The 24,005-nt window shown below is 70.4% G+C and carries 19 protein-coding genes and 1 tRNA gene; 12 read left to right on the plus strand and 8 right to left on the minus strand.

The genetic code is table 11. The annotated features are described in order from the left end of the window. Positions 1-1,443: ATP-dependent helicase C-terminal domain-containing protein (locus N4P33_RS11670; protein WP_313904506.1), on the plus strand; the 1,443-nt coding region annotated here is incomplete at its 5' end. On the opposite strand, the gene N4P33_RS11675 is transcribed toward N4P33_RS11670, so the two are convergent. The 3 genes from N4P33_RS11675 to N4P33_RS11685 form a co-directional block, all read right to left on the minus strand. Further along, positions 1,433-2,425: a DUF3068 domain-containing protein gene (locus N4P33_RS11675; protein ID WP_260826294.1), complete on the minus strand. Its 993-nt coding sequence runs from the start codon at positions 2,423-2,425 to the stop codon at positions 1,433-1,435. The two genes, N4P33_RS11670 and N4P33_RS11675, sit on opposite strands and share 11 nt — an antisense overlap. Positions 2,426-2,451: 26 nt before the next feature. Next, positions 2,452-2,586 carry an SPW_0924 family protein gene (locus N4P33_RS11680; RefSeq protein ID WP_260826295.1) on the minus strand — a complete coding sequence of 45 codons (135 nt, stop codon included), beginning with the start codon at positions 2,584-2,586 and terminating at the stop codon, positions 2,452-2,454. A 171-nt stretch (positions 2,587-2,757) separates the two neighbouring features. Then, entirely contained in the window at positions 2,758-4,500 is a 1,743-nt protein-coding gene (locus tag N4P33_RS11685) for a lytic transglycosylase domain-containing protein (protein WP_260826296.1), read from the minus strand. Between the two features lie 244 nt (positions 4,501-4,744). Between N4P33_RS11685 and N4P33_RS11690 the strand changes: the two genes are divergently transcribed. Further along, the gene (locus tag N4P33_RS11690) at positions 4,745-5,608 is read left to right on the plus strand and encodes a DUF4184 family protein (RefSeq protein ID WP_260826297.1); all 864 of its coding nucleotides are present in this window, start codon (positions 4,745-4,747) and stop codon (positions 5,606-5,608) included. Here N4P33_RS11690 and N4P33_RS11695 read toward each other — a convergent pair. After that, positions 5,520-5,903: a hypothetical protein gene (locus tag N4P33_RS11695; RefSeq protein WP_260826298.1), complete on the minus strand. Its 384-nt coding sequence runs from the start codon at positions 5,901-5,903 to the stop codon at positions 5,520-5,522. The genes N4P33_RS11690 and N4P33_RS11695 overlap by 89 nt on opposite strands. Positions 5,904-6,249: 346 nt before the next feature. Continuing rightward, on the minus strand, positions 6,250-8,976 hold the full coding sequence (gene polA, locus N4P33_RS11700; RefSeq protein WP_260826299.1) for a DNA polymerase I: 2,727 nt from the start codon (positions 8,974-8,976) through the stop codon (positions 6,250-6,252). Between the two features lie 254 nt (positions 8,977-9,230). Here polA and N4P33_RS11705 point away from each other — a divergent pair, with 254 nt between their 5' ends. The 8 genes from N4P33_RS11705 (at position 9,231) to N4P33_RS11740 (ending at position 18,852) form a co-directional block, all read left to right on the plus strand. Then, the gene (locus tag N4P33_RS11705) at positions 9,231-11,510 is read left to right on the plus strand and encodes an FdhF/YdeP family oxidoreductase (RefSeq protein ID WP_260826300.1); all 2,280 of its coding nucleotides are present in this window, start codon (positions 9,231-9,233) and stop codon (positions 11,508-11,510) included. 79 nt (positions 11,511-11,589) lie between these two features. Beyond that, on the plus strand, positions 11,590-12,078 hold the full coding sequence (locus N4P33_RS11710; protein ID WP_260826301.1) for a PaaI family thioesterase: 489 nt from the start codon (positions 11,590-11,592) through the stop codon (positions 12,076-12,078). Between the two features lie 116 nt (positions 12,079-12,194). Continuing rightward, on the plus strand, positions 12,195-12,695 hold the full coding sequence (locus N4P33_RS11715) for a hypothetical protein (protein ID WP_260826302.1): 501 nt from the start codon (positions 12,195-12,197) through the stop codon (positions 12,693-12,695). A gap of 523 nt (positions 12,696-13,218) precedes the next feature. After that, entirely contained in the window at positions 13,219-14,439 is a 1,221-nt protein-coding gene (locus N4P33_RS11720) for a branched-chain amino acid ABC transporter substrate-binding protein (protein WP_260826303.1), read from the plus strand. Positions 14,440-14,544: 105 nt separating this feature from the next. Then, entirely contained in the window at positions 14,545-15,474 is a 930-nt protein-coding gene (locus tag N4P33_RS11725; protein WP_260826304.1) for a branched-chain amino acid ABC transporter permease, read from the plus strand. 5 nt (positions 15,475-15,479) lie between these two features. After that, on the plus strand, positions 15,480-17,267 hold the full coding sequence (locus N4P33_RS11730) for a branched-chain amino acid ABC transporter permease (RefSeq protein ID WP_260826305.1): 1,788 nt from the start codon (positions 15,480-15,482) through the stop codon (positions 17,265-17,267). A gap of 5 nt (positions 17,268-17,272) precedes the next feature. Next, the gene (locus N4P33_RS11735) at positions 17,273-18,139 is read left to right on the plus strand and encodes an ABC transporter ATP-binding protein (protein WP_399029268.1); all 867 of its coding nucleotides are present in this window, start codon (positions 17,273-17,275) and stop codon (positions 18,137-18,139) included. After that, entirely contained in the window at positions 18,136-18,852 is a 717-nt protein-coding gene (locus tag N4P33_RS11740; RefSeq protein WP_260826307.1) for an ABC transporter ATP-binding protein, read from the plus strand. The genes N4P33_RS11735 and N4P33_RS11740 overlap by 4 nt, the downstream gene beginning before the upstream one ends. Positions 18,853-18,930: 78 nt before the next feature. Here N4P33_RS11740 and N4P33_RS11745 read toward each other — a convergent pair whose 3' ends face one another. Further along, the gene (locus N4P33_RS11745) at positions 18,931-19,587 is read right to left on the minus strand and encodes an ANTAR domain-containing response regulator (RefSeq protein WP_260826308.1); all 657 of its coding nucleotides are present in this window, start codon (positions 19,585-19,587) and stop codon (positions 18,931-18,933) included. Positions 19,588-19,692: 105 nt separating this feature from the next. Between N4P33_RS11745 and N4P33_RS11750 the strand changes: the two genes are divergently transcribed. After that, positions 19,693-19,765 (plus strand) — tRNA-Leu (locus N4P33_RS11750). A 23-nt stretch (positions 19,766-19,788) separates the two neighbouring features. Here the strand turns inward: N4P33_RS11750 and pyk are convergent. Together pyk and N4P33_RS11760 are read right to left on the minus strand one after the other, a co-directional pair. Then, entirely contained in the window at positions 19,789-21,225 is a 1,437-nt protein-coding gene (pyk, locus tag N4P33_RS11755; RefSeq protein WP_260826309.1) for a pyruvate kinase, read from the minus strand. A gap of 150 nt (positions 21,226-21,375) precedes the next feature. Then, the gene (locus N4P33_RS11760; protein ID WP_260826310.1) at positions 21,376-22,056 is read right to left on the minus strand and encodes an SIMPL domain-containing protein; all 681 of its coding nucleotides are present in this window, start codon (positions 22,054-22,056) and stop codon (positions 21,376-21,378) included. 137 nt (positions 22,057-22,193) lie between these two features. Here N4P33_RS11760 and N4P33_RS11765 point away from each other — a divergent pair, with 137 nt between their 5' ends. Beyond that, positions 22,194-23,999: a bifunctional UDP-sugar hydrolase/5'-nucleotidase gene (locus N4P33_RS11765; protein ID WP_260826311.1), complete on the plus strand. Its 1,806-nt coding sequence runs from the start codon at positions 22,194-22,196 to the stop codon at positions 23,997-23,999. Positions 24,000-24,005 lie beyond the last annotated feature (6 nt).

The following is a 24,005-nucleotide window of genomic DNA, read 5'->3' on the forward strand; positions in this document are numbered from 1 at the left end:
TCACCGGAGATCAAGGTGGCCGATCTGACGGGGTTCGCCCTGCAGGCGGCGTGCTGGGGGGATCCGGACGCCTCCGGGCTGGCGCTGCTGGATCCGCCGCCGGCGGGGGCGATGGCGGCGGCGCGGGAGGCTCTGGCGGCGGTCGGGGCGGTCGACTGCGTCGGGCGGGCGACGGAGCGGGGTCTGCGGTTGGCGCGGTTCGGTGTGCACCCTCGGTTGGGCCGGGCCTTGCTGGACACCGGGGGTGCGGGGGCCGAGGTGGTGGCGCTGCTGTCGGAGGAGGCGCCCCGGGAGTACGGGGATGATCTGGCGGGAGCTCTGAGGTCTGCGCGGCGTGGGGGCGACGCCTACGCGGGGCGGTGGCGTACCGAGGTGCGGCGGCTGCGGGCCGTCGTCTCCGAGGAGCTTTCCCACCCGCCCGACCGTGGCTCCATGTCAGAAGGTGCCGTTCATGTCGGACCCGGCACCAGTGACGACAAGCTGGCCGGCATCGTCGCCGCGCTGGCCTTTCCCGAGCGGGTCGCCAAGTTCGACGCGGGGTCGTACCTCATGGCCTCCGGGACTCGGGCGGAGGTGGCCGAGGGGTCGGCGTTGCGCGGGGCGCCCTGGATCGTGGTCGCCGTGGCTGATCGGCCCGTGGGGAGCCGGCACGCGCGGGTGCGGGTCGGGGCCGTGATCGACGAGGACGTCGCGCGGAGTGCCGCCGGGGCCCTGCTGGAGGAGCGGACCGAGGTGCGCTGGGCGGACGGGGACGTCGTCGCTCGGCGGGTCGAGCGGCTCGGGGCGATCGAGCTGGCCGTGCGGGCGTACGGCGACGCCGATCCGGCCCTCGTGCGGGGTGCGCTGCTGGACGGGCTGCGGCAGGAGGGGTTCGGGCTGTTGCGGTGGTCGCCCGACGCCGTCGTCCTGCGGCAACGGCTGGCGTTTCTGCGGCGCCGGCTCGGTGAGCCCTGGCCCGATGTCTCCGACGACGCGCTGCACGCGCGCGTGGAGGAGTGGCTGGAGCCGGAGCTGAGCCGGGCGCGGCGGCGGGCCGATCTGGGGCGGATCGACGCCGGGCAGGCGCTCGCGCGGCTGTTGCCGTGGGCGTCCGGTGAGGCCGCGCGGCTGGACGAGCTGGCGCCCGAGCGGATCACCGTGCCCAGTGGGTCGGCGGTGCGGGTGGACTACGCGGATCCGGAGCAGCCGGTGCTCGCGGTGAAGCTCCAGGAGATGTTCGGGCTGCAGGAGTCGCCGCGGGTCGCCGGTGTGCCGCTGCTGGTGCATCTGCTGTCCCCGGCGGGACGGCCCGCCGCGGTCACCGCCGATCTGGCCTCCTTCTGGCGGGACGGCTACAAGGGCGTACGGGCCGAGCTGCGCGGCCGCTATCCCAAGCACCCGTGGCCCGAGGACCCGGCCACGGCCGAGCCCACCCGGCACACCAACGCGCGGCTCAGGCGCTGAGCCGGGCCGGCTCCGCCGCCGATTCGGGCGTGGGCCGCGTGCGGCGGCGTGCGCGGGCCTCCAGGTACAGGGAGAGCGCCAGCAGCAGGACGGCCAGGGCGAGGAAGCCCCAGGGCAGGTACGAGGTCAGCAGCAGGACCAGGGTGCGGTGGGACTTGACCAGGTCGACGGTGTGGCGGATGTAGTCCTCGCGCATCTTCACGTGTCCCGCGAACGCCGTCACCTTGTCGCGGTCGCCGAGGAGGGCGCCGCCGCGCAGCTCCTCCTGGTGGATCTCCTCGCCGTAGACGGGTGCGCCGGTGAGGGGTTCGACCCAGAACTTGCGGACCGTGGTGTACCAGCGGGTCGTGCCGGTCTCGGTGAGCGCCTCGGGGGTCATGCCCTTCACGGGCAGGGTCTTGGGGTACGGCACCTGCGTCCAGGGGATGGTCTGCTCGAAGTAGTAGACCTCCAGGCCGCGGAAGTCGCGGGTGCCCTTGTAGTGGATGGGGGCCGTCACGCGGGCTTGTGCGTCGAAGTACTCGTAGTCCCGTTTCTCCGTCAGGAAGGGCCACTTGAACTCGATGCCCCGGCGCCGCACGGGGTCGCCGTCGACCATCTCGCCGTCGGCGTGGACGGGTTCCTGGGTGTGGGCGTCGAAGATGTACCGCTCGGGGATCCTGGAGACCATCTCGCCGTCGGGGCCGACGACGTAGGTGAGACCGTCCCAGACGACCACGTCGCCGTCGACGGTCCGCTCGATGCCCTCGGAGGCGGCCACGTTGCCCTTGAGGGTCTGCACGATGGTGACGCGCGGGACCTGTCGCGCGCGCAGGGTGGAGTAGTCGAGGAGGGTGGCGTTCTCGGCCTCCAGGACCATGGTCTGGTACTGGTGCGGCGGGACCTTGGCCAGGCGCGGGAAGGCGTACCAGCGCAGCAGCGGGGACAGGGCCGCGAAGAACACGGCGGCGGCGAGCAGGACCAGTCCGGCTTTGCGGCGCATCTCGGCCTCCCTTGCGGGCGGGCGGGTCAGGGGTGTGCCGGCACCGTCGTCAGCAGCGGCTTCGGGGAGGTCTCGCCGGTCGGCGAGCCCAGCGCGGTCAGCGTGAGGACGAGGGCGAACGCGGCGGCGAGACCTACGGCGGCGGCGACGAGGGCGCGCATACGGGCCTCCCACGCGAGCAGGTGAGCTGATGGGGCGTCAGGTCCGGGCACCGTAGCAACGGGGGCGTGAGATGAGAACAGGTCGCGTGAGATGAAGGGGAGGCCGCACACACCGAGGGCGCGCCTCCTGTCGTACGGGAGACGCGCCCTCGGGTGCGTTGCGACGAGCGGTCAGGCGCTGGGCGACGGGCTCGGCGACGACGTCTCCGCCGCCGCCACGGTCAGCTCGACCGTGAGGGTCGCGCCGCCCGCGGTGGTGATGCGGAGCAGGAACGTGCCGGTGGCGTCGTCCGCGTACAGCTGAGGCAGCTTCAGCAGGCCGTCGGCGTCGGTCTTGAGGCCGGTGAGGGTGCGTACGGCCTTGCCGTCGGCGTCCTTGAAGTAGGGGCCCTTGTCGTTGGCCGTGGGGTCGTCGGCGGACTTGACGAGGGTGGCGGTGGCCGCGACCTTGTCGGCGACGACACCGTCGTAGGTGGCCTTCACGACGACCGGGTCGGCGAACTCGCCGCCCGGGACGCAGGTCAGCTTCGTGTCGTCGGTGCGTACGAGGGTGTCGGCGGCGCGTTCGGTGACGGTGGCCTTGTAGTCGACGCCCGGCAGCGCGCGGCCGACGACGGTGGCGCGGACGGTGACGGTCCCGGTCTTCTCGCCCGCCTTGAGCGCGGGTGCGACGGCCACGCCGGAGCTGTCGGTGACCGCGACAGCCACGCGCTCGCCGCCGGTGAAGGTGGTGTCGGTGTCGCCGACGACGGTGAACCGGATCCGTACCTTGGCCACGGACTTGCCGGCCTCGGTCTCCGCGCGGGTGCTGATCCGCTGGGTGAAGGTGTCGCCCGCCATCGCGGTGAGCTTCGCGGTGCCGGCGTCCTCCAGGTGGTCCACGGTGTCGGTGGGCGTCTGGGGCGTTTCGGGCGGCGTCGACGGCGAGGTGGGCGGCTTGCTCGGGCTGCCGCCGGGCTTCGAGGGGCCGGGGCTGGGGCTGTTGCCGGACGGCTTGCCGGGCTTGCCGCCGTTGCCGGTGCCCTTGCCGTTGCCGGGCGTGGACGGGCTCGGGGTGGTGCCGGGGCGCCTCGTGCCGTCGTCGCTGCGGTCCGAGGGGAGGGTGCCGGTGCCGTCGGGGATCTCGTGGGTGCCCTTGCGGTAGTACTCCAGCCACTTGAGGACGGTGTTCAGGTAGTCCGTGGAGTTGTTGTAGCTGAGGATCGCCCGGTTGAGGTCGCGCTGGTCGGACAGGTCCCAGCCGTTGCGGCACAGGTAGTGGCCTGCGGCGAGGGCGGCGTCGTAGACGTTGTTGGGGTCCTTGCGGCCGTCGCCGTTGCCGTCGCGGCCCGCCCAGGCCCAGGTGGAGGGGATGAACTGCATGGGGCCGACGGCGTTGTCGTAGCTGCTGTTGCCGTCGTAGACGCCGTTGTCGGTGTCCCGGATGAGGGCGAAGCCGTTGCCGTCGAGCTGGGGGCCGATGATCGGGCTGAGCGTGGTGCCGTCGGCGTCGACGCGGCCGCCGCGGGCCTGGCCGGACTCCACCCGGCCGATGGCGGCGAGGAGTTGCCAGGGCAGATTGCAGGCGGGCTTCTTCTCGCGGAGCGCGGCCTCGGCCTTCTTGTAGGCGTCGAGGACGGTCGCGGGTATGCCCGCCTCTGCGGCGCCGGCCGGGGTGTCCGGGTCGGCGCTCGCGGACGGTGAGGGGTTCGGGCTGTTGAGCGGCGGCAGGTCGGTGTAGTACGGCGAGTTGCCGGTGGCGCTGGAGCCGGCCGCCTCGTCGGGCGAGGGGGTGGCGTCCGCGCTGGTCTGTCTGCCGTGGTCGTCGACGGTCACGCCCGGAGCCTGGGACGCGGACAAGGCAGCCACCGCCGCCGCGGCCACTGCGGTGGTTGCCGCTCCCTTGCGCAGCCTCCTGCCGAAATGCGCCGCCATAGAGTGAACCCCTCCCGTGGACGCCGGAGCGTCCGTCAACGTCTGTTGTGTTCGCCCTGTTGTGACGATCGACCCGCCCCGCCGGTTGCGCGACGGCACGGCGACCCTCGCGACCCTACGACAACTTCCTTTGCACGGACACCCGTTCCTGACCGATATTCACCGGTTGGCCATGTTCGGAGTTGGGGGTTCGTGCGGAGCTCGTCGCCCATACTGGGTGCTTTCCGCAGCGGGAGGAGCCGAGTTGCCGTTCACGCTCAGCCATGCGGCGGCGGTGCTGCCCGCCGTCCGTACCGACGGCAGCGGTCGCGCCGCGCTGGTGCCGGCGGTGCTCGTCGCGGGCAGTTTCGCTCCCGACATGACCTATTACGCGGCGAGTGTCCTGTCCGGGGCGATGGAGTTCGGGGACGTCACGCACGCGTTCTGGGGCGTGTTCACGGTCGATGTGCTCATCGCCTGGGCGCTGGTGGGGCTGTGGCTGCTGGTGCGCGAACCGCTCGTGGCGCTGTTGCCGCGCGGGCGGCAGGGGCGGACGGCGGCGCTGCTGCGCTGCGGGGCGCCGCGGGCGCGGCTGCGGGTGTCCCTGGTGGCGCGCTGGTACGTCTCGGCCGTGCTGGGTGCGCTGACGCATGTGGTCTGGGACGCGTTCACGCACCTGGACCGGTGGGGGATGCGGCTGTTTCCCGTGCTGGGCCGGGAGATCGCCGGTTCACCGCTGTACTGGTACTTGCAGTACGGAGGCTCGGTGGTGGCGGCGGTGGTGATCGCTCTGTTCGTGGCGCGGGCGCTGCGGCGGGCGGACCCGGGCGGGCCCGTGGGGGTGCCGGTGCTGTCGGTGGCGGACCGGTGGGCGGCGGTGGCGCTGCTCGGGGGCTGTGCGCTGGCGGGGGCGGTGCAGCGGGCCTCGCGGTGGTGGGCCTATTGGGGATCGGCCGCGAAGCCCTGGGAGCTGATCCCGACGGTGTGCTTCGGGGCAGGCGCGGGTCTGGTGCTGGCGCTGCCGGTGTACGCCGTGGCCGTCAGGGCGTGGCGTCCGGCCTCCCCGGCCACGGGGAGCCGCCCTGCAGACGCGGATACGGAGCGGCCGAGCCGTACGGGCGCACGCTGAGGGTCTCGCCGGCCGCGACGAAGACGGTGATGGTGCGGACGGGGCGGGGCCGGGGCAGCAGGGTGAGGACGAGGGTGAGATAGCCCCGGGCCACCTCGGCCCACAGCCGCCAGGGGATGGCGGGGGCGCCGGTGGCGGGGAGGTGGCGCCGCAGCGTGGCCGAGAGGGGGGTGGGGATGCGGGCGGTACTTGCGGCGTCCGCGAAGACCGGAACGGAAACAGACGCCTCGGGCCGGGGCCCGTCGGCGCCACTCCGCGGGGGTGCCGCTCTGCGGTGAAGCATGCGTATACCCATGCCCCGCATCCTGGCCGCCGGAGGGAGCGGGGGCGTGTTGACGGGGGCCAGGCGAGTGAGGCCCGGTGCGCGCACCGAACCCTGTTCAAGGAACCCCGGGAGGGGCGTGGGGAGGCGACGGCCCTGCTTGGCACCGCCGGTCTCCGCTGCGGTGGCTGAGCACCGTCGCGGCGGAGAGAAGGTGCTGCGGCGAGAAGGTGTCGCGGCGGAAAGCGGGCGCTGCGGCGGGAGGAGCTGATGGCGCCGCCGCTTGAGCTTTCCGCCGCGACGGCGCTCAGCCACCGGTACGGAGCCCGGCGGTGCCGAGCCCGGCCCGGCCCGTCGGTCGGCCCTCCCCCGGGCGGGACTAGTGCGCGGCGGATTCCCAGTCCGGGCCCGCGCCGACCGAGACGCCCAGGGGGACTCGGAGTTGGACCGCCTTGGACATCTCCTCGCGGACCAGGGGCTCGACCGTGGGGCGTTCGCCGGGGGCCACCTCCAGGACGATCTCGTCGTGGACCTGGAGGAGCATGCGGGAGTTCAGGCCCGCCTCGCGCAGCGCCCTGTCCACGTTCAGCATGGCGATCTTGACGATGTCCGCCGCCGTGCCCTGGATGGGCGCGTTCAGGGCCATCCGCTCGGCCGCCTCCCGGCGCTGGCGGTTGTCGCTGTTGAGGTCGGGCAGATAGCGGCGGCGGCCGAACAGCGTCGCCGTGTACCCGGTCGCCCGCGCCTCGGCGACGACCCGCTGCAGATAGTCCCGCACCCCGCCGAAGCGCTCGAAGTACGCGTCCATCAGGGCCCGCGCCTCCGCCGCCTCGATGTTCAGCTGCTGCGACAGACCGAACGCCGACAGCCCGTACGCCAGGCCGTACGACATCGCCTTGATCTTGCGCCGCATCTCCGCGTCCACGGCGGACGGCTCCACGGAGAACACCTGCGCGGCGGCCGTGGTGTGCAGGTCCTCACCGGAGGTGAACGCCTCGATCAGGCCCGCGTCCTCGGAGAGGTGGGCCATCACCCGCAACTCGATCTGGCTGTAGTCGGCGGTCAGCAGCGACTCGTAGCCCTCCCCCACCACGAAGCCGCGGCGGATGGCGCGGCCCTCGTCCGTGCGGACGGGGATGTTCTGCAGGTTCGGGTCGGTGGAGGACAGGCGGCCGGTGGCGGCGACCGTCTGGTTGAAGGTGGTGTGGATCCGGCCGTCCGCGGCGATCGTCTTGATCAGGCCCTCGACGGTGACGCGCAGCTTCGCCTGCTCCCGGTGCCGGAGCATGATCACGGGCAGTTCGTTGTCGGTCTGGCCGGCCAGCCAGGCGAGGGCGTCCGCGTCCGTGGTGTAGCCGGTCTTCGTCTTCTTCGTCCTGGGCAGGCCCAGCTCGCCGAAGAGGACCTCCTGGAGCTGCTTGGGCGAGCCCAGGTTGAACTCGTGCCCCGCCGCCGCGTGCGCCTCCTTCACCGCCTGCTGGACCGCGCCCGCGAACATCTGCTCCATGGCCTGCAGATGGTCCCGGTCCGCCGCGATGCCGTGCCGCTCCATGCGGGCCAGCAGCGCGGACGTCGGCAGCTCCACGTCCCGCAGCAGCTCCGCCGCACCCACGTCCTGGAGCCGGCCCTCGAAGGCCTCCCCCAGGTCGAGGACGGCGCGGGCCTGCACCATCAGCGCCTCCGCCTCGGCCCCGTCGTCCGAGCCGAACGCCAGCTGGCCGTCGGCCGCGGCGGCCGGGGCCAGCTCGCGGTGCAGGTACTCCATGGACAGCGCGTCCAGGTCGAAGGAACGACGGCCCGGCTTGACCAGGTAGGCGGCGAGCGCGGTGTCCATGGACACGCCCTCGATGCTCCAGCCGTGCTCGGCGAAGACCCGCATCGCGCCCTTGACGTTGTGGAACACCTTGGGCCGGTCCGGGTCGGCGAGCCAGGCGGCGAAGGCGCGCTCGTCGGCCTCGTCCAGCTCGGCGGGGTCGAACCAGGCGGCCGGTCCGCCGGCCGTGGCCAGCGCGACCTCGGCGACCGAGCCGCTGCCCAGCGCCCAGGTGTCGACGGTGGCGACGCCGAGCGGGCCGGTGCCGTGCTCGGCGAGCCAGCCGGACAGCTCGCCGGTGCGCAGTACGGTGCCGTCCAGCTCCACGCCGTCCGCGACGACCGGGGCCACCTCGGCCTCCGCGGCGCCGGGGTCGACGGCGAAGAGCCGCTCGCGCAGCGAGGGATTCCTGATCTCCAGGGTGTCGAGGATCATCGCCACGGCCTTGCGGTCGTAGGCGGTGCGCTCCAGGTCGGTGACGCCCTTGGGCAGCGGGACCTGGCGCTCCAGCTCGGTGAGCCGGCGGTTGAGCTTGACCGCTTCCAGGTGGTCGCGGAGGTTCTGCCCGGCCTTGCCCTTGACCTCGTCGACGCGCTCGACGAGGTCGGCGAAGGAACCGAACTGGTTGATCCACTTCGCGGCGGTCTTCTCGCCGACGCCGGGGATGCCGGGCAGGTTGTCGGAGGGGTCGCCGCGCAGCGCCGCGAAGTCCGGGTACTGGGCGGGCGTCAGGCCGTACTTCTCGAACACCTTCTCCGGGGTGAACCGGGTCAGCTCGGAGACGCCCTTGGTCGGGTAGAGCACCGTGGTGTGGTCGGAGACCAGCTGGAAGGAGTCACGGTCGCCGGTGACGATCAGGACGTCGAAGCCCTCGGCCTCGGCCTGGGTGGCGAGGGTGGCGATGATGTCGTCCGCCTCGAACCCGTCGATGGCGAAGCGCTCGGCGTGCATCGCGTCGAGCAGCTCGCCGATCAGCTCGACCTGGCCCTTGAACTCGTCGGGGGTCTTGGAGCGGTTCGCCTTGTACTCGGTGAACTCCTGGGACCGCCAGGTCTTGCGGGACACGTCGAACGCCACCGCGAAGTGCGTGGGCGCCTCGTCGCGCAGCGTGTTGGCCAGCATCGACGCGAAGCCGTAGATCGCGTTCGTCGGCTGGCCCGTCGCGGTGGTGAAGTTCTCCGCGGGCAGCGCGAAGAACGCGCGGTAGGCCAGTGAGTGCCCGTCCATGAGCATCAGGCGGGGGCGGCCGCCGGCGGGGGTGGTCTCGGTCTTCTTCGATGCTGTCTCTGCCACGCCCCCGATCCTGCCACGGCCCACTGACAGCGGGCCGCCACCTGTGGTGCGCAGAGGTCGCCATCGGGGGTGCGCGGAGTGCGGCACCGCCGGACTCCGCCGTCGTGGCTGAGCGCCGTCGCGGCGGGAAGGAGGGCAGCAGGAGGACCGGGAGAGGGAGGACGGTGCTCACCGTGAACGACCCTCACCGCTGTCGGTGCCCCGTGCGAGGATCGGAGACGTACCTCACACGTGTACCCGAAGGAGAGTGCGCGATGGCCGCCAAGCCGCCGAAGGCCGATCCCGTGCAGGACGCGCCGCAGGTCACCGAGCCGCAGCACGCGGCCGCGGGCCTCGCGGCGATCGGGCACACCCTGCGCGCGGCCCGGCGCCAGATGGGCGTGAAGCGCACCGCGCTGACACTGCTCAGCGTCAACCAGAAGGACGGCTTCGACTGCCCGGGCTGTGCCTGGCCGGAGCCGGAGCAGCGGCACCGGGCGGAGTTCTGCGAGAACGGCGCGAAGGCCGTTGCCGAGGAGGCCACCCTGCGCCGGGTCACGCCCGAGTTCTTCGCCGAGCACCCGGTCACCGATCTGGCCGGCCGCAGCGGCTACTGGCTGGGCCAGCAGGGGCGGCTCACCCACCCCATGTACCTGCCCGAGGGCGGCACGCACTACGAGCCGGTCACCTGGGAACGCGCCTTCGACATCGTCGCCGAGGAGATCGCCGCGCTCGGCTCCCCCGACGAGGCCGTCTTCTACACCTCGGGCCGCACCAGCAACGAGGCCGCGTTCCTCTACCAGCTGTTCGCCCGCGAGCTGGGCACCAACAACCTGCCCGACTGCTCCAACATGTGCCACGAGTCCTCCGGCTCGGCCCTGTCGGAGACGATCGGCATCGGCAAGGGCAGCGTGCTCCTTGACGACCTCCACCAGGCCGACCTGATCATCGTCGCCGGCCAGAACCCGGGGACGAACCACCCGCGCATGCTGGCCGCGCTGGAGAAGGCCAAGGCGAACGGCGCGCGGATCATCAGCGTGAACCCGCTGCCGGAGGCGGGCCTGGAGCGCTTCAAGAACCCGCAGACGCCGAAGGGCCTCACCACCGGCGCCCCGCTGACCGACCTGTTCCTGCAGATCCGCATCGGCGGCGACCAGGCGCTGTTCCGCCTCCTCAACAAGCTGATCCTCGAGACGGAGGGCGCCGTCGACGAGGACTTCGTACGGGACCACACGCACGGCTACGAGGAGTTCGCCGCGGCCGCCCGCGCCGCCGACTGGGACGAGACGCTCGCCGCGACCGGGCTCACGCGCGGGGACGTCGAGGCGTGCCTGCGCATGGTGCTCGCCTCCGAGCGCACCATCGTGTGCTGGGCGATGGGCCTCACGCAGCACAAGCACGCGGTGCCGACCATCAAGGAGGTCGTCAACTTCCTGCTGCTGCGCGGCAACATCGGCCGCCCGGGTGCGGGCGTGTGCCCGGTGCGCGGTCACTCCAATGTGCAGGGCGACCGCACCATGGGCATCTTCGAGCGGCCCGCCCCGGCCTTCCTGGACGCGCTGGAGAAGGAGTTCGGCTTCGCCCCGCCGCGTGAGCACGGCTACGACGTCGTACGGGCGATCCGCGCGCTGCGTGACGGCGAGGCGAAGGTGTTCTTCGCGATGGGCGGCAACTTCGTCTCCGCCTCCCCGGACACGGAGGTCACGGAGGCGGCGATGCGCCGGGCCCGGCTGACGGTGCACGTGTCGACCAAGCTGAACCGCTCGCACACGGTCACGGGCGCGCGGGCGCTGATCCTGCCGACGCTCGGCCGCACCGAGCGCGACGTGCAGGAGGGCGGCGAGCAGTTCGTCACGGTCGAGGACTCGATGGGCATGGTGCACGCCTCGCGCGGGCGGCTGGAGCCGGCGAGCCCGCGGCTGCTGTCGGAGCCGGCGATCGTGTGCCGGCTGGCCCGGCGGGTGCTCGGCGCGGACAGCAGGGTGCCGTGGGAGGAGTTCGAGAAGGACTACGCCACGATCCGTGACCGCATCGCGCGCGTGGTGCCCGGCTTCGAGGACTTCAACGCGCGCGTGGCCCGCCCCGGAGGCTTCGCGCTGCCCCACGCCCCGCGTGACGAGCGCCGCTTCCCCACGGCCACCGGGAAGGCCAACTTCACGGCGGCGCCGGTGGAGTACCCCGAGCTGCCCGAGGGGCGGCTGCTGCTCCAGACGCTGCGCTCGCACGACCAGTACAACACCACGATCTACGGCCTGGACGACCGGTACCGGGGCATCAGGAACGGCCGGCGCGTGGTGCTGGTCCATCCCGAGGACGCACGGGAGCTGGGGGTCGCGGACGGCGCGTACGTGGACGTGGTGAGCGAGTGGAGGGACGGGGTGGAGCGCAGGGCGCCGGGCTTCCGTGTCGTGCACTATCCGACGGCACGCGGGTGCGCGGCCGCGTACTACCCGGAGACCAATGTCCTGGTGCCCCTGGACGCCACCGCGGACGTCAGCAACACCCCGGCCAGCAAGTCCGTCGTGGTCCGTCTGGAACAATCGGCGACCGACTGAGCGTTTGCTCAGCCGAAGAGTACGGCCGAGCAGTGCCGAGCGACGCCGAAAGCGATCACGACGAAACGGAGCCGGGCCCATGGGCGAGCAGCAGCATGTGAAGTTCCCGCAGGAGGTCATCGACGAGTACGCCGCGCTCGGCGTGGACCTCCAGGCGCTGTTCTCGGCGGGCCATCTGGGCACGCGCATGGGTGTGCAGATCCTGGAGGCGTCGGCGGAGCGGGTCGTCGGGACGATGCCGGTGGAGGGCAACACCCAGCCGTACGGGCTGCTGCACGGCGGCGCCTCGGCGGTGCTGGCCGAGACGCTCGGCTCGGTGGGCTCGATGCTGCACGGCGGCACTTCCAAGATCGCCGTGGGCGTCGACCTGAACTGCACGCACCACCGCGGTGTGCGCTCCGGCCTGGTCACCGGGGTCGCGACGCCCGTGCACCGGGGCCGCTCCACGGCGACGTACGAGATCGTCATCACGGACGAGGCGGACAAGCGCGTGTGCACGGCCCGCCTGACCTGCCTGCTGCGCGATGTGAACCCGCAGGACGCCGAGCGGGTGGGCGCGACCGGCTGACCCCCGCGACCCACAGGCATACGGGACCTGACGGTGCGTCACGCACTGCCGGGTCCCGCTGTCGTTGCCCCGCACCACCGTTGCCGCCGGCCGGCGGGCCGCTTACTGTTCGTGCCATGGAACGGGCAGGGAGGCCCTCTCGGCCGACGGGACCGACATGCCGCCCGACGCGGGCACGCGCACCGCGCGGCGCCACCCCACACCACAGCACCGCCCCACGCCGCCGCACCGCCACACCGCTGCTCGCCGCCGCACTGCTGCTCGCCGTCACGTCGGCGACGGCCGGCTGCGACGACACCAACGCCCGCCCCCCCTCACCCTCGCACTCCACCTCGGACTCCCCCTCACCCCTCGCCACCTCCCCCACGGAGATCTGCGTCCAGCTCGTCACGTACTGGTCCCGCAAGGCGCTCGCCGGGGACGACTACGGCGACTACCAGAAGATGGGCATGTCCAACGGGCAGTACAACATCCTGCTCGAGGCCGTGGCCGACGCCCGCCCCGTGCAGCGGCGTCAAGGGACGGACGCCGCACACGATGTGATCGACCGTCAGGTACGGGAGGGGTGCGCCGAGCGGTACCGCGGCGGCGGACCGACCGAATCGCCGTGGCGATGACCCTCGTCCACCCAAAACCACAGGTCAAACGCCCTGTAACCGAGCGGCGTGCCTTTTCGCGCATTATCCGGAGGCGGAATGCGCGATGTGCCGGGAAGTGCCGGACTGTCTTTCCCGGTCGTAACTCTGCGTAATAAACACGCAATGCAGATGCCCGGCCTCCCTCTCGGACCCCAGCACACCGCAGGAACCCCTCCCCGCCCTGGAGGTCGCCCGCAGCAACGATTTACGGTAATCACCAAAACCGCCGAGACGCCTGAACAGATCCCTTCGAGTCCTGCGGTTTCTCACCATGTGGACAGGGCAAAACGGCGAGAATTCCGCCGTTCTCCCCGTTCAGTACCGCTCTGCATTACGTCGTGTCATAACAAGAGCGTCACAGCCTTGGCCAGACTCTCCTCCACGTTCCCATCACACGCTTAGAGTCACGGCCAGTCACCGCGGAGCCCGATTGTCACTTCGGCCCAGCGCTCGACTCGGCCGTTTCCACGGGGAGGCGGCTGTCAGGGGAAAGGACTGGATCGTGCGTCAACGTTCGCTCATCGCCATCACCGCCGCGCTGGCGGCGGGAGCACTCACCCTCACCGCCTGTGGTTCGCGCGACGACGGCAAGTCCGGTGGCGACGGCGAGAACGCCACCGTCGTCATCGGTGTCGACGCCCCGCTGACGGGCGACCTTTCCGCGCTGGGTCTCGGCATCAAGAACTCCGCCGACCTCGCGGTCAAGACCGCCAACAAGGAGAAGGTGGTCGACGGCATCACCTTCAAGCTGGAGGCGAAGGACGACCAGGCCCAGCCGTCCGTCGGCCAGGCCAACGCCCAGTCCTTCATCAACAACAAGGACGTCCTCGGCGTCGTCGGCCCGCTGAACTCCAGCGTCGCCCAGTCGATGCAGAAGCCGTTCAACGACGCCAACCTGGTCCAGGTCTCCCCGGCCAACACCGGTACCGAGCTGACCCAGGGCGACGACTGGAAGTCCGGCAAGAAGGTGCGTCCGTTCAAGACGTACTTCCGCACCGCGACCACCGACGCCATCCAGGGCGCCTTCGCCGCGAACTTCCTGTTCAACACGGCGAAGATCAAAGAGGTCTACCTGATCGACGACCAGAAGACCTACGGCGCCGGCCTCGCCGCCTCCTTCAAGGAGACCTTCACCAAGCTCGGCGGCAAGATCGTGGGCACCGACCACGTGAACCCCGAGGAGCGTGACTTCAACGCCGTCGTCACCAAGGTCAAGAAGACCAAGGCGAAGGCCGTCTACTACGGCGGTGAGTACCCGGCCGCCGGTCCGCTGAGCCAGCAGCTCAAGGACGCCGGCGCCAAGATCCCGCTGATGGGCGGCGACGGCATCTTCAGCGCCGACTTCATCAAGCTGAACAAGAAGGCCGAGGGCGACCTCGCCACCTCCGTCGGCGCGCCGACCGAGAAGCTCGACTCCGCCAAGGAGTTCATCGCGAACTACAAGGCGGGCGGCTACAAGGAGGACTACGAGGCCTACGGCGCCGGCACCTACGACGCCACCTGGTCGATCATCCAGGCGGTGAAGATCGCCTACGAGAAGAACGACAACAAGGTGCCCAACCGCCAGCAGGTGCTGGAGGCCATGTCGGAGGTCAAGTTCTCCGGCGTGACCGGTGAGGTCTCGTTCGACGAGTTCGGCGACACCACCAACACCATGATGACCGCCTACCAGGTCGAGGGCGGTGCCTGGAAGGACAAGCACTCCGAGGCTGTGAAGCCGTAACCCGAGGCGCCCTCCCGGCACTCATGCATTGACCCAGACCGCGCGGGAGCGCTACCAGCGCTCCCGCGCGGCGCCATATCCGAACCATTCCACGGAGGCCTTGCGGTGAACGAACTGCCGCAGCAGCTGGCCAATGGACTCATCCTCGGCGCGATGTACGGACTCATCGCGATCGGCTACACGATGGTCTACGGCATCGTCCAGCTCATCAACTTCGCCCACGGCGAGATATTCATGATCGGAGGCTTCGGGGCGTACACCGTCTTCCTCTGGATGCCGAGCGGTGTCTCCCTGTTGGCGATCATCCCCCTGATGCTCCTAGGCGGCGTCATCTGCGCCGTCCTGGTCGGCGTCGCAGCGGAACGATTCGCCTATCGACCCCTGCGCAGCGCACCTCGCCTGGCACCACTGATCACCGCGATCGGCCTCTCGCTCTTCCTGCAGCAGGCCGTCTGGTACTGGTACCCGGAAGCCAAGAAGGACATCACCTTCCCGCAGTTCTCCGGTGAGTCCCTGGAGTTCCTCGGCGCCAGCATCAACCGGAACGACCTGTTCATCATCATCACGGCGCCGCTGTGCATGCTCGCCCTGGGCTGGTTCGTCAACAAGACCCGCTCCGGCCGCGGCATGCAGGCCACGGCGCAGGACCCCGACACCGCCAAGCTCATGGGCATCAACACCGACCGCATCATCGTCATGGCCTTCGCCATCGGTGCCGCGTTCGCCGCCGTCGCGGCCGTCGGCTACGCCCTGCACTTCGGCCAGATCGGCTTCAAGATGGGCTTCCTGATGGGCCTCAAGGCCTTCACGGCGGCCGTCCTCGGCGGAATCGGCAACATCTACGGCGCCATGCTCGGCGGCGTCGTCCTGGGTCTCGCCGAGGCCCTCTCCACCGGTTACATCGACCAGATCCCGGGTCTCGAGCAGTTCGGTGCCCAGTCCTGGGCGAACGTCTGGGCCTTCATCCTGCTGATCCTGGTCCTGCTGTTCAGGCCACAGGGCCTGCTCGGCGAGCGCGTCGCGGACAGGGCGTGAGAGCGATGACCGACCTCACCAAGACCACCACCACGCACAGCCCGGTCCTGCCGCTGTCGCCGGCCACCGCCCGTCTGGGCGTCCTCGCCGGCGCGGCCGTCGCCTTCGCCGGCACGATGATGCCCTGGACCTGGACCAGCGCCTACCCGGGCGACCTGACCGTGTGGGGCTACCCCGCCGAGCTCCAGGTCGTCACCCTCACCGGCGCCCTCCTCACAGCGCTGTTCGCCCTCGCCGGATACGGCATCCGCGGCCTGAAGTGGCTGACCCCCGGCGGCAAGAACAGCCCCGTGCTGCTCTTCGCCCTCGGCATGCTCGGCACCGTCGGCTACGCCATGGGCTCCATCTCCGCCGAGCTCGGCGGCATCGTCAACCTCGAACCCGGAGCCTGGGTCTCCGGCGTCGGCGCGCTCATCGCCGTACTCGCCGCCCTCGGCCTGCCCACCGAGGTGGCCCCCGAGGACGACGCGGGTATCTGGCAGCGGCTGCGCACCGCCACCAAGGCCCCCGAGCCCAAGCGGACGGCGAAGGAACTGCCCGCGTGGCTGGAGATCGTCGTGATCGCCGCCTCGTTCGCCATCGGCCTGTACGTCTTCGCGTACGGCATCGCCGCCGAGGCCGAGCTGTTCATCGGCACCCTGATCACCACCGTGTTCGGCGCCGTCGCCATCACCCGGGCGGGCCTGCTCGTCCGGCTCGGCTCCCTCACCGCCAAGCACCGCAACATCACCATGGCCTCGGCCCTGGTCGCCGCGGCCTGCTTCCCCTTCACCCAGACCGACGACACCTACGCCCTCATCGGCGCCAACATCCTGATCTTCACCACGGTGGCGCTGGGTCTGAACATCGTCGTCGGCCTCGCCGGCCTGCTCGACCTCGGTTACGTCGCCTTCCTCGGCGTCGGCGCCTACGCCGCCGCCCTGGTCTCCGGCGCCCCGACCTCCAGCATCGGCGTGCAGTTCCCGTTCTGGGCGGCCGTCCTCACCGGCGCCGTCGTCTCGCTGATCTTCGGCGTCCTCATCGGCGCCCCGACCCTGCGGCTGCGCGGCGACTACCTCGCCATCGTGACGCTGGGCTTCGGTGAGATCTTCCGCATCACCATGCTCAACCTGAACGGGAACACCGGCCCGGACGTCACCAACGGCTCCAACGGCATCCCGAACATCCCGGACCTGGAGTTCTTCGGGTTCAACTTCGGTGAGACGCACGAGTTCCTCGGCTTCCCCCTCGGCCGCCCCAGCAACTACTTCTTCCTGATGCTGCTGGTCATGGCCTTCGTGGTCCTGGTGTTCCGCCGCTCCGGCGACTCCCGGATCGGCCGCGCCTGGGTCGCCATCCGCGAGGACGAGACCGCCGCCACCGCCATGGGCATCAACGGCTTCCGCGTCAAGCTGATCGCCTTCGCCCTCGGCGCCACGCTCGCCGGCCTCGCCGGCACCGTGCAGGCACACCTGCAGTCCACCGTCACGCCCGAGCAGTACCAGTTCGCCAACTCGGTCCCGCCGAACTCGGCGTTCCTGCTCGCCGCCGTCATCCTCGGCGGCATGGGCACCATCAGCGGACCGCTCATCGGCGCGGCCCTGCTCTACCTGATCCCGAAGAAGCTGGAATTCCTCGAAGAGCTCCAGCTGCTCCTCTTCGGTCTCGCGCTCGTCCTGCTGATGCGCTTCCGTCCCGAGGGCATCGTCGCCAACAAGCGGGCCCAGCTGGAGTTCCACGAAACCGACCAACTCGACGTACCCGATCAACGACTGCCCCAGGACACCGTCGGCGTCACCAAGGCGGGGGCGTGAACACCATGACCACCACAACCACCACCACCGTCCTCGACGCCAGCGACGTCACGATGCGCTTCGGCGGCCTGACCGCCGTGCGCTCGGTGTCGCTCACCGTCGACAGCGGCGAGATCGTCGGCCTCATCGGCCCCAACGGCGCCGGCAAGACGACCTTCTTCAACTGCCTGACCGGTCTGTACGTCCCCACCGAAGGCAAGGTCAGCTACAAGGGCACCGTCCTGCCGCCCAAGCCGCACCTGGTGACCAAGGCGGGCATCGCCCGTACCTTCCAGAACATCCGGCTCTTCGCCAACATGACGGTCCTGGAGAACGTCCTCGTGGGACGTCACACCCGGACCAAGGAAGGCCTCTGGTCGGCCCTGCTGCGCGGCCCCGGCTTCAAGAAGGCCGAAGCCGCCTCGCACGAGCGCGCCATGGAACTGCTGAAGTTCATCGGTCTCGCCCACAAGGCCGACCACCTGGCACGCAACCTGCCCTACGGCGAGCAGCGCAAGCTGGAGATCGCGCGCGCCCTCGCCTCCGAGCCCGGCCTGCTCCTGCTCGACGAGCCCACGGCCGGTATGAACCCGCAGGAGACCCGCGCGGCCGAGGAGCTCATCTTCGCCATCCGCGACCAGGGCATCGCCGTGCTCGTCATCGAGCACGACATGCGGTTCATCTTCAATCTCTGCGACCGCGTCGCCTGCCTCGTCCAGGGGGAGAAGCTCGTCGAGGGCACCCCCGAGGTCGTCCAGAGCGACGAACGCGTCGTCGCCGCCTACCTCGGCACCCCCTTCGAAGGAGCACCCGGGGCCGAGGAGGTCGCCGAGGTCGAGGCCGCGGAGACAGCAGCACCCAGCACCGACTCCCGCACGGAGGACGTCCAGTGACCGCACTGCTCGAGGTCGAGGACCTCAGGGTCGCCTACGGCAAGATCGAGGCCGTCAAGGGCATCTCCTTCAGCGTGGAGGCCGGACAGGTCGTCACCCTCATCGGCACCAACGGTGCGGGCAAGACCACCACGCTGCGCACCCTGTCCGGACTGCTCAAGCCGCTGTCCGGAAAGATCACCTTCGACGGGAAGCCCCTCGCCAACATCCCCGCGCACAAGATCGTCGCGCTGGGCATGGCCCACTCCCCCGAAGGCCGGCACATCTTCCCGCGCCTGACCATCGAGGAGAACCTCCAGCTCGGCGCCTTCCTGCGGGACGACAAGGAAGGCATCCAGAAGGACATCCAGCGCGCCTACGACCTCTTCCCCATCCTCGGGGAACGCCGCAAGCAGGCCGCGGGCACCCTCTCCGGCGGTGAGCAGCAGATGCTCGCCATGGGCAGGGCGCTGATGTCCCAGCCGAAGCTGCTCATGCTCGACGAGCCCTCCATGGGTCTGTCGCCGATCATGATGCAGAAGATCATGGCGACCATCGCCGAGCTGAAGTCGCAGGGCACCACCATCCTGCTCGTCGAGCAGAACGCCCAGGCGGCGCTGTCCCTCGCGGACCACGGCCATGTGATGGAGGTCGGCAACATCGTCCTGTCCGGCACGGGCCAGGACCTGCTGCACGACGAGTCCGTCCGCAAGGCCTACCTCGGCGAGGACTGATCCGGCGGCACCGCACCACGACGAGGCCCGCGCCCCCTGCTCAGGGGACGCGGGCCTTCGTCGTACCGTCGGGAGGGCTCAGCCCTTCGACGCCTTCTTCTCCTCCGCGTCGTCGATGACCGCCTGCGCCACCTGCTGCATCGACATCCGCCGGTCCATGGACGTCTTCTGGATCCAGCGGAACGCGGCCGGCTCGGTCAGCCCGTACTGGGTCTGCAGCACCGACTTCGCGCGGTCCACCAGCTTGCGCGTCTCCAGCCGCTGGCTCAGGTCCGCGACCTCGCGCTCCAGCTCCTTCAGTTCCGTGAACCGGGAGACGGCCATCTCGATCGCGGGGACGACATCGCTCTTGCTGAACGGCTTGACGAGATACGCCATGGCACCGGCGTCCCGCGCCCGCTCCACCAGGTCGCGCTGGGAGAACGCGGTCAGCATCAGCACCGGGGCGATCCGCTCCTCGGCGATCTTCTCGGCCGCGGAGATGCCGTCCAGCTTGGGCATCTTCACATCGAGGATCACCAGGTCGGGCTGGTGCTCACGGGCCAGCTCGATGGCCTGCTCACCGTCCCCGGCCTCACCGACGACGGTGTAGCCCTCCTCCTCCAGCATCTCTTTGAGGTCGAGCCGGATCAGCGCCTCGTCCTCGGCGATCACGACGCGGGTCGTCATCGGAGGCACGTGCGACTTGTCGTCTTCTGGCACGTCTACAGGCTGGTGCGACTCGGGGGCGCTCACGTGGGCTCCTTGGTGCGGGGCAGACCGGTACTGCTGACAAGAGCGTACCTAGCTGCGGTAAGGTGGGGGCACGGCGGGTGACCGTCGACCTTCATTTCCAAGGGAGCCCCGGTAGCCCAGCGGTAGAGGCAATGGTCTCAAACACCATACAGCGTCGGTTCGAATCCGACCCGGGGTACTTTTCCTCCGGTTCCAAGGTCGTCACTTGAGACTGTCGTCCTCGCCGATCCGGTGAACGCGGACCAGATTGGTCGAGCCCGGGACGCCCGGCGGTGAGCCCGCCGTGATGATCACCACGTCGCCCCGCTCGCAGCGGCCGTACGTCGTCAGCAGCTCGTCCACCTGGTCGACCATCGCGTCCGTGGAGTCCACGTGCGGTCCCAGGAAGGTCTCCACCCCCCACGACAGGCTGAGCTGTGAGCGGGTGGCCGGTTCCGGGGTGAAGGCGAGGAGGGGGATCGGGGAACGGTAGCGGGAGAGGCGGCGGGCCGTGTCTCCGGACTGGGTGAAGGCGACCAGGAATTTCGCGCCCAGGAAGTCGCCGATCTCCGCCGCCGCGCGGGCCACCGCCCCGCCCTGCGTGCGGGGCTTGTTGCGTTCGGTCAGCGGCGGCAGGCCCTTGGCGAGGATGTCCTCCTCGGCCGCCGCCACGATGCGGGACATGGTGCGGACCGTCTCGACGGCGTACTTGCCGACGCTGGTCTCGCCGGAGAGCATCACCGCGTCCGTGCCGTCGATCACCGCGTTGGCGACGTCGGATGCCTCCGCGCGGGTGGGACGGGCGCTGTCGATCATCGAGTCGAGCATCTGGGTCGCGACGATCACCGGCTTGGCGTTGCGCTTGGCGAGTTTGATGGCGCGCTTCTGGACGATCGGGACCTGCTCCAGGGGCATTTCGACGCCGAGGTCGCCGCGGGCCACCATCAGGGCGTCGAAGGCGGCCACGATCTCGTCGATGTTCTCGACCGCCTGGGGCTTCTCGATCTTGGCGATGACGGGGAGGCGGCGGCCCTCCTCGTCCATGATGCGGTGGACGTCCCTGATGTCGCGTCCGGAGCGGACGAAGGACAGGGCGATCAGATCGAAGCCGGTGGTCAGCGCCCAGCGCAGATCGTCCTCGTCCTTCTTGGACAGGGCGGGGACGGAGAGCGCGACGCCGGGCAGGTTGAGGCCCTTGTGGTCGGAGACCACGCCGCCTTCGAGGACGGTGGTGTGCACGCGGGGGCCTTCGACGGCGGTGACCTGGAGGGTGACCTTGCCGTCGTCGACGAGGATGCGCTCACCGGGAGTGACGTCCTCGGCGAGTCCGGCGTACGTGGTGCCGCAGCGCTGGCGGTCGCCCTCGACGCCCTCCTCGACGGTGATGGTGAAGGTGTCGCCGCGTTCAAGGAGTACGGGACCTTCGGCGAAGCGGCCGAGCCGGATTTTCGGGCCCTGAAGGTCCGCGAGGACGCCGACGCTGCGGCCGGTCTCGTCGGCCGCCTTCCGGACGCGCTGGTAACGCGCCTCGTGTTCGGCGTGCGTGCCGTGGCTGAGGTTGAAACGGGCGACGTCCATCCCCGCGTCGACCAGCGCTTTGATCTGGTCGTAGGAGTCGGTGGCGGGCCCCAGTGTGCAGACGATTTTCGCTCGGCGCATGGGTCGAGCCTAGGGCTTACCGATGGGTAGTCAGGGAGTTGCGCGTGGCGGCCCAACGGACGGGCGATGAAAGGCCGTTGACAAGAAATGAATTCGAAAGACGGTTCTAGGTGTGCTGCCCGGTGCTGGGCTTGGTCCGCGTCCCCCTTCTCACAGGCTCGGCGGCACCATCGTGAACCGGGCGTTGATCTCGGCGTGGAGATGCTGCCGCCGGGGTTCGAGGTCGAGCGCCGGGGGTGCGGTGTCCTCGGCGGACGCGGCGAAGTCCATGCTGCGGGCGGCGTAGGCCGGAGGGTGGGGCAGTTCCGTGCCGGTGTCGGCGAGTTCGATGAGGGCGGCGAGTGAGGTGCCGAGGGCCTCGGCGTAGGCGCGGGCGCGCTGGACCGCTTCGCGCACCGCCAGCCGGCGGGCCTCGCCGTAGGCCGGGGAGTCGGGGCGCAGCGCCCACCAGGGGCCGTCGACGCGGGTGAGTTCCAGGTCGGCGAGGCGGGTGACCAGTTCGCCGAGGGCGGTGAAGTCGCCCAGTTCGGCGGTGAGGTGGACGGTGCCGTGGTAGGTGCGGACGCGTTCGCCGCGGCCGTGCTTGGTGAGTTCGGGGGTGACGGTGAGGGCGCCGGTCTCGAGGTGTTCGACGGCGTCGCCGTAGCTCTTGATCAGGTCGAGGACCGAGGCGTTGCGGCGGGTGAGGTCGTCGAGGGTGCCGCGCCGGTCGCGGCCCCGGGCGGTGAGGGTGACGCCGATGCGGGCGATCTCGGGGGCCACGTCGAGGTGGGCCTCGCCGCGGACGGTGAGGTGGGGGGTCTCGGGGGTGCCGTAGGGGGTGGCCGTCATACGGACAGTGTGCCGGTCACCGGATCGCAACGTGAGGGGACTGTTGCCGCTGGGCGTGTTCAGGTCAGAATCAGCGGGCGAGTCTACGCGCGTTGCTGCGTGGGACGTTCCGAGTCGCTGTACGAGGGGAAACTGACATGCCGTTGAACCGCCGGAAGTTCCTGGAGAGGTCCGCCGTGACGGGAGCGGGGGTGGCGCTGGCGGCCGGGGTGACGGCTCCCACGGCGACGGCCGCCGGGGCGGGGCGGAGCAAGAAGCGGCCGAAGCGGTACGCGCTGACCGTGATGGGGACGACCGACCTGCACGGGCACGTCTTCAACTGGGACTACTTCAAGGACGCGGAGTACTCCGACAAGGACGGCAACGCCCAGGGTCTGGCCCGGATCTCGACGCTGGTGAACCAGGTCCGCGCGGAGAAGGGCCGGCGCAACACCCTGCTGCTGGACGCGGGCGACACCATCCAGGGCACCCCGCTGACGTACTACTACGCCAAGGTCGACCCGATCACCGCCCAGGGCGGCCCGGTGCATCCGATGGCGCAGGCGATGAACGCCATCGGGTACGACGCGGTGGCGCTCGGCAACCACGAGTTCAACTACGGCATCGAGACGCTGCGGACGTTCGAGGAGCAGTGCGACTTCCCGCTGCTCGGCGCGAACGCGCTGGACGCGAAGACGCTGAGGCCCGCCTTCCCGCCGTACTTCATGAAGACCTTCCGGGTGAAGGGCGCGCCGCCGGTGAAGGTGGCGGTGCTGGGGCTGACCAACCCGGGCATCGCGATCTGGGACAAGGCGTACGTCCAGGGGAAGCTGACGTTCCCGGGCCTGGAGGAGCAGGCGGCGAAGTGGGTGCCGAAGCTGCGGTCGATGGGCGCGGACGTCGTGGTGGTGTCGGCGCACTCGGGGTCCTCGGGCACCTCGTCGTACGGGGATCAGCTGCCGTACGTCGAGAACGCGGCGGCGAACGTCGCGCGGCAGGTGCCCGGGATCGACGCGATCCTGGTCGGGCACGCCCATGTGGAGATCCCCGAGCTGCGGGTGACCAACGAGAAGACCGGCAAGGACGTCGTGCTGTCGGAGCCGCTGTGCTACGCCGAGCGGCTGACCCTGTTCGACATCGAGCTGGCCTTCGAACGGGGCCGGTGGCAGGTCGAGTCGGTGAAGGCGTCGCTGCGGGACTCGAAGACGGTCGAGGACGACCCGCGGATCACCAAGCTGCTCACGGACGAGCACGAGAAGGTCGTCGCGTACGTCAACCAGGTGGTGGGCACGGCGACCGAGACGCTCACGACCGTCGAGGCGCGCTACAAGGACGCGCCGATCATCGACCTGATCACCAAGGTGCAGGAGGACGTCGTCAAGGCGGCCCTCGCCGGCACCGAGCACGCCTCCCTGCCGGTGCTGTCGCAGGCGTCGCCGGGATCGCGGACGTCCGCGATCCCGGCGGGCGACGTGACGATCCGGGACCTGTCGAGCCTGTACGTGTACGACAACACGCTGGTCGCCAAGCTGATGACGGGCGCGCAGCTGCGGGCGTACCTGGAGTACTCGGCCGAGTACTTCGTGCAGACGGCGGCCGGGGCCCCGGTGGACGTGGCGAAGCTGACCAACGCGGGCGGCCGTCCGGACTACAACTACGACTACGTGTCCGGTCTGACGTACGACATCGACATCGCCCAGCCGGCCGGCGCGCGGATCAAGAACCTGTCCTACGGGGGTGCCCCGCTGGACGACGCGCAGCGGTTCGTGTTCGCGGTGAACAACTACCGGGCGAACGGCGGCGGCGCGTTCCCGCATGTGGCGTCGGCGCCGGAGCTGTGGTCGGAGTCGACGGAGATCCGCACCCGGATCGCGGAGTGGGTCACGGCGAAGGGTGTGCTGGACCCGAAGGACTTCGCCTCGGTGGACTGGCGGCTGACCCGGGACGGCACGCCGGTGTTCTGACCGTCG

This window comes from Streptomyces sp. 15-116A, from assembly GCF_025290915.1.
In the GTDB taxonomy this organism is placed as follows: domain Bacteria; phylum Actinomycetota; class Actinomycetes; order Streptomycetales; family Streptomycetaceae; genus Streptomyces.

Coding starts and splice junctions, on each gene's coding strand:
- N4P33_RS11675 (WP_260826294.1), bottom strand. CDS start 2,425: ATGCGCCGCAAAGCCGGACTGGTCCTGCTCGCCGCCGCCGTGTTCTTC.
- N4P33_RS11680 (WP_260826295.1), bottom strand. CDS start 2,586: ATGCGCGCCCTCGTCGCCGCCGCCGTAGGTCTCGCCGCCGCGTTCGCC.
- N4P33_RS11685 (WP_260826296.1), bottom strand. CDS start 4,500: ATGGCGGCGCATTTCGGCAGGAGGCTGCGCAAGGGAGCGGCAACCACC.
- N4P33_RS11695 (WP_260826298.1), bottom strand. CDS start 5,903: ATGGGTATACGCATGCTTCACCGCAGAGCGGCACCCCCGCGGAGTGGC.
- N4P33_RS11705 (WP_260826300.1), top strand. CDS start 9,231: ATGGCCGCCAAGCCGCCGAAGGCCGATCCCGTGCAGGACGCGCCGCAG.
- N4P33_RS11710 (WP_260826301.1), top strand. CDS start 11,590: ATGGGCGAGCAGCAGCATGTGAAGTTCCCGCAGGAGGTCATCGACGAG.
- N4P33_RS11715 (WP_260826302.1), top strand. CDS start 12,195: ATGGAACGGGCAGGGAGGCCCTCTCGGCCGACGGGACCGACATGCCGC.
- N4P33_RS11730 (WP_260826305.1), top strand. CDS start 15,480: ATGACCGACCTCACCAAGACCACCACCACGCACAGCCCGGTCCTGCCG.
- N4P33_RS11735 (WP_399029268.1), top strand. CDS start 17,273: ATGACCACCACAACCACCACCACCGTCCTCGACGCCAGCGACGTCACG.
- pyk (WP_260826309.1), bottom strand. CDS start 21,225: ATGCGCCGAGCGAAAATCGTCTGCACACTGGGGCCCGCCACCGACTCC.
- N4P33_RS11760 (WP_260826310.1), bottom strand. CDS start 22,056: ATGACGGCCACCCCCTACGGCACCCCCGAGACCCCCCACCTCACCGTC.
- N4P33_RS11765 (WP_260826311.1), top strand. CDS start 22,194: ATGCCGTTGAACCGCCGGAAGTTCCTGGAGAGGTCCGCCGTGACGGGA.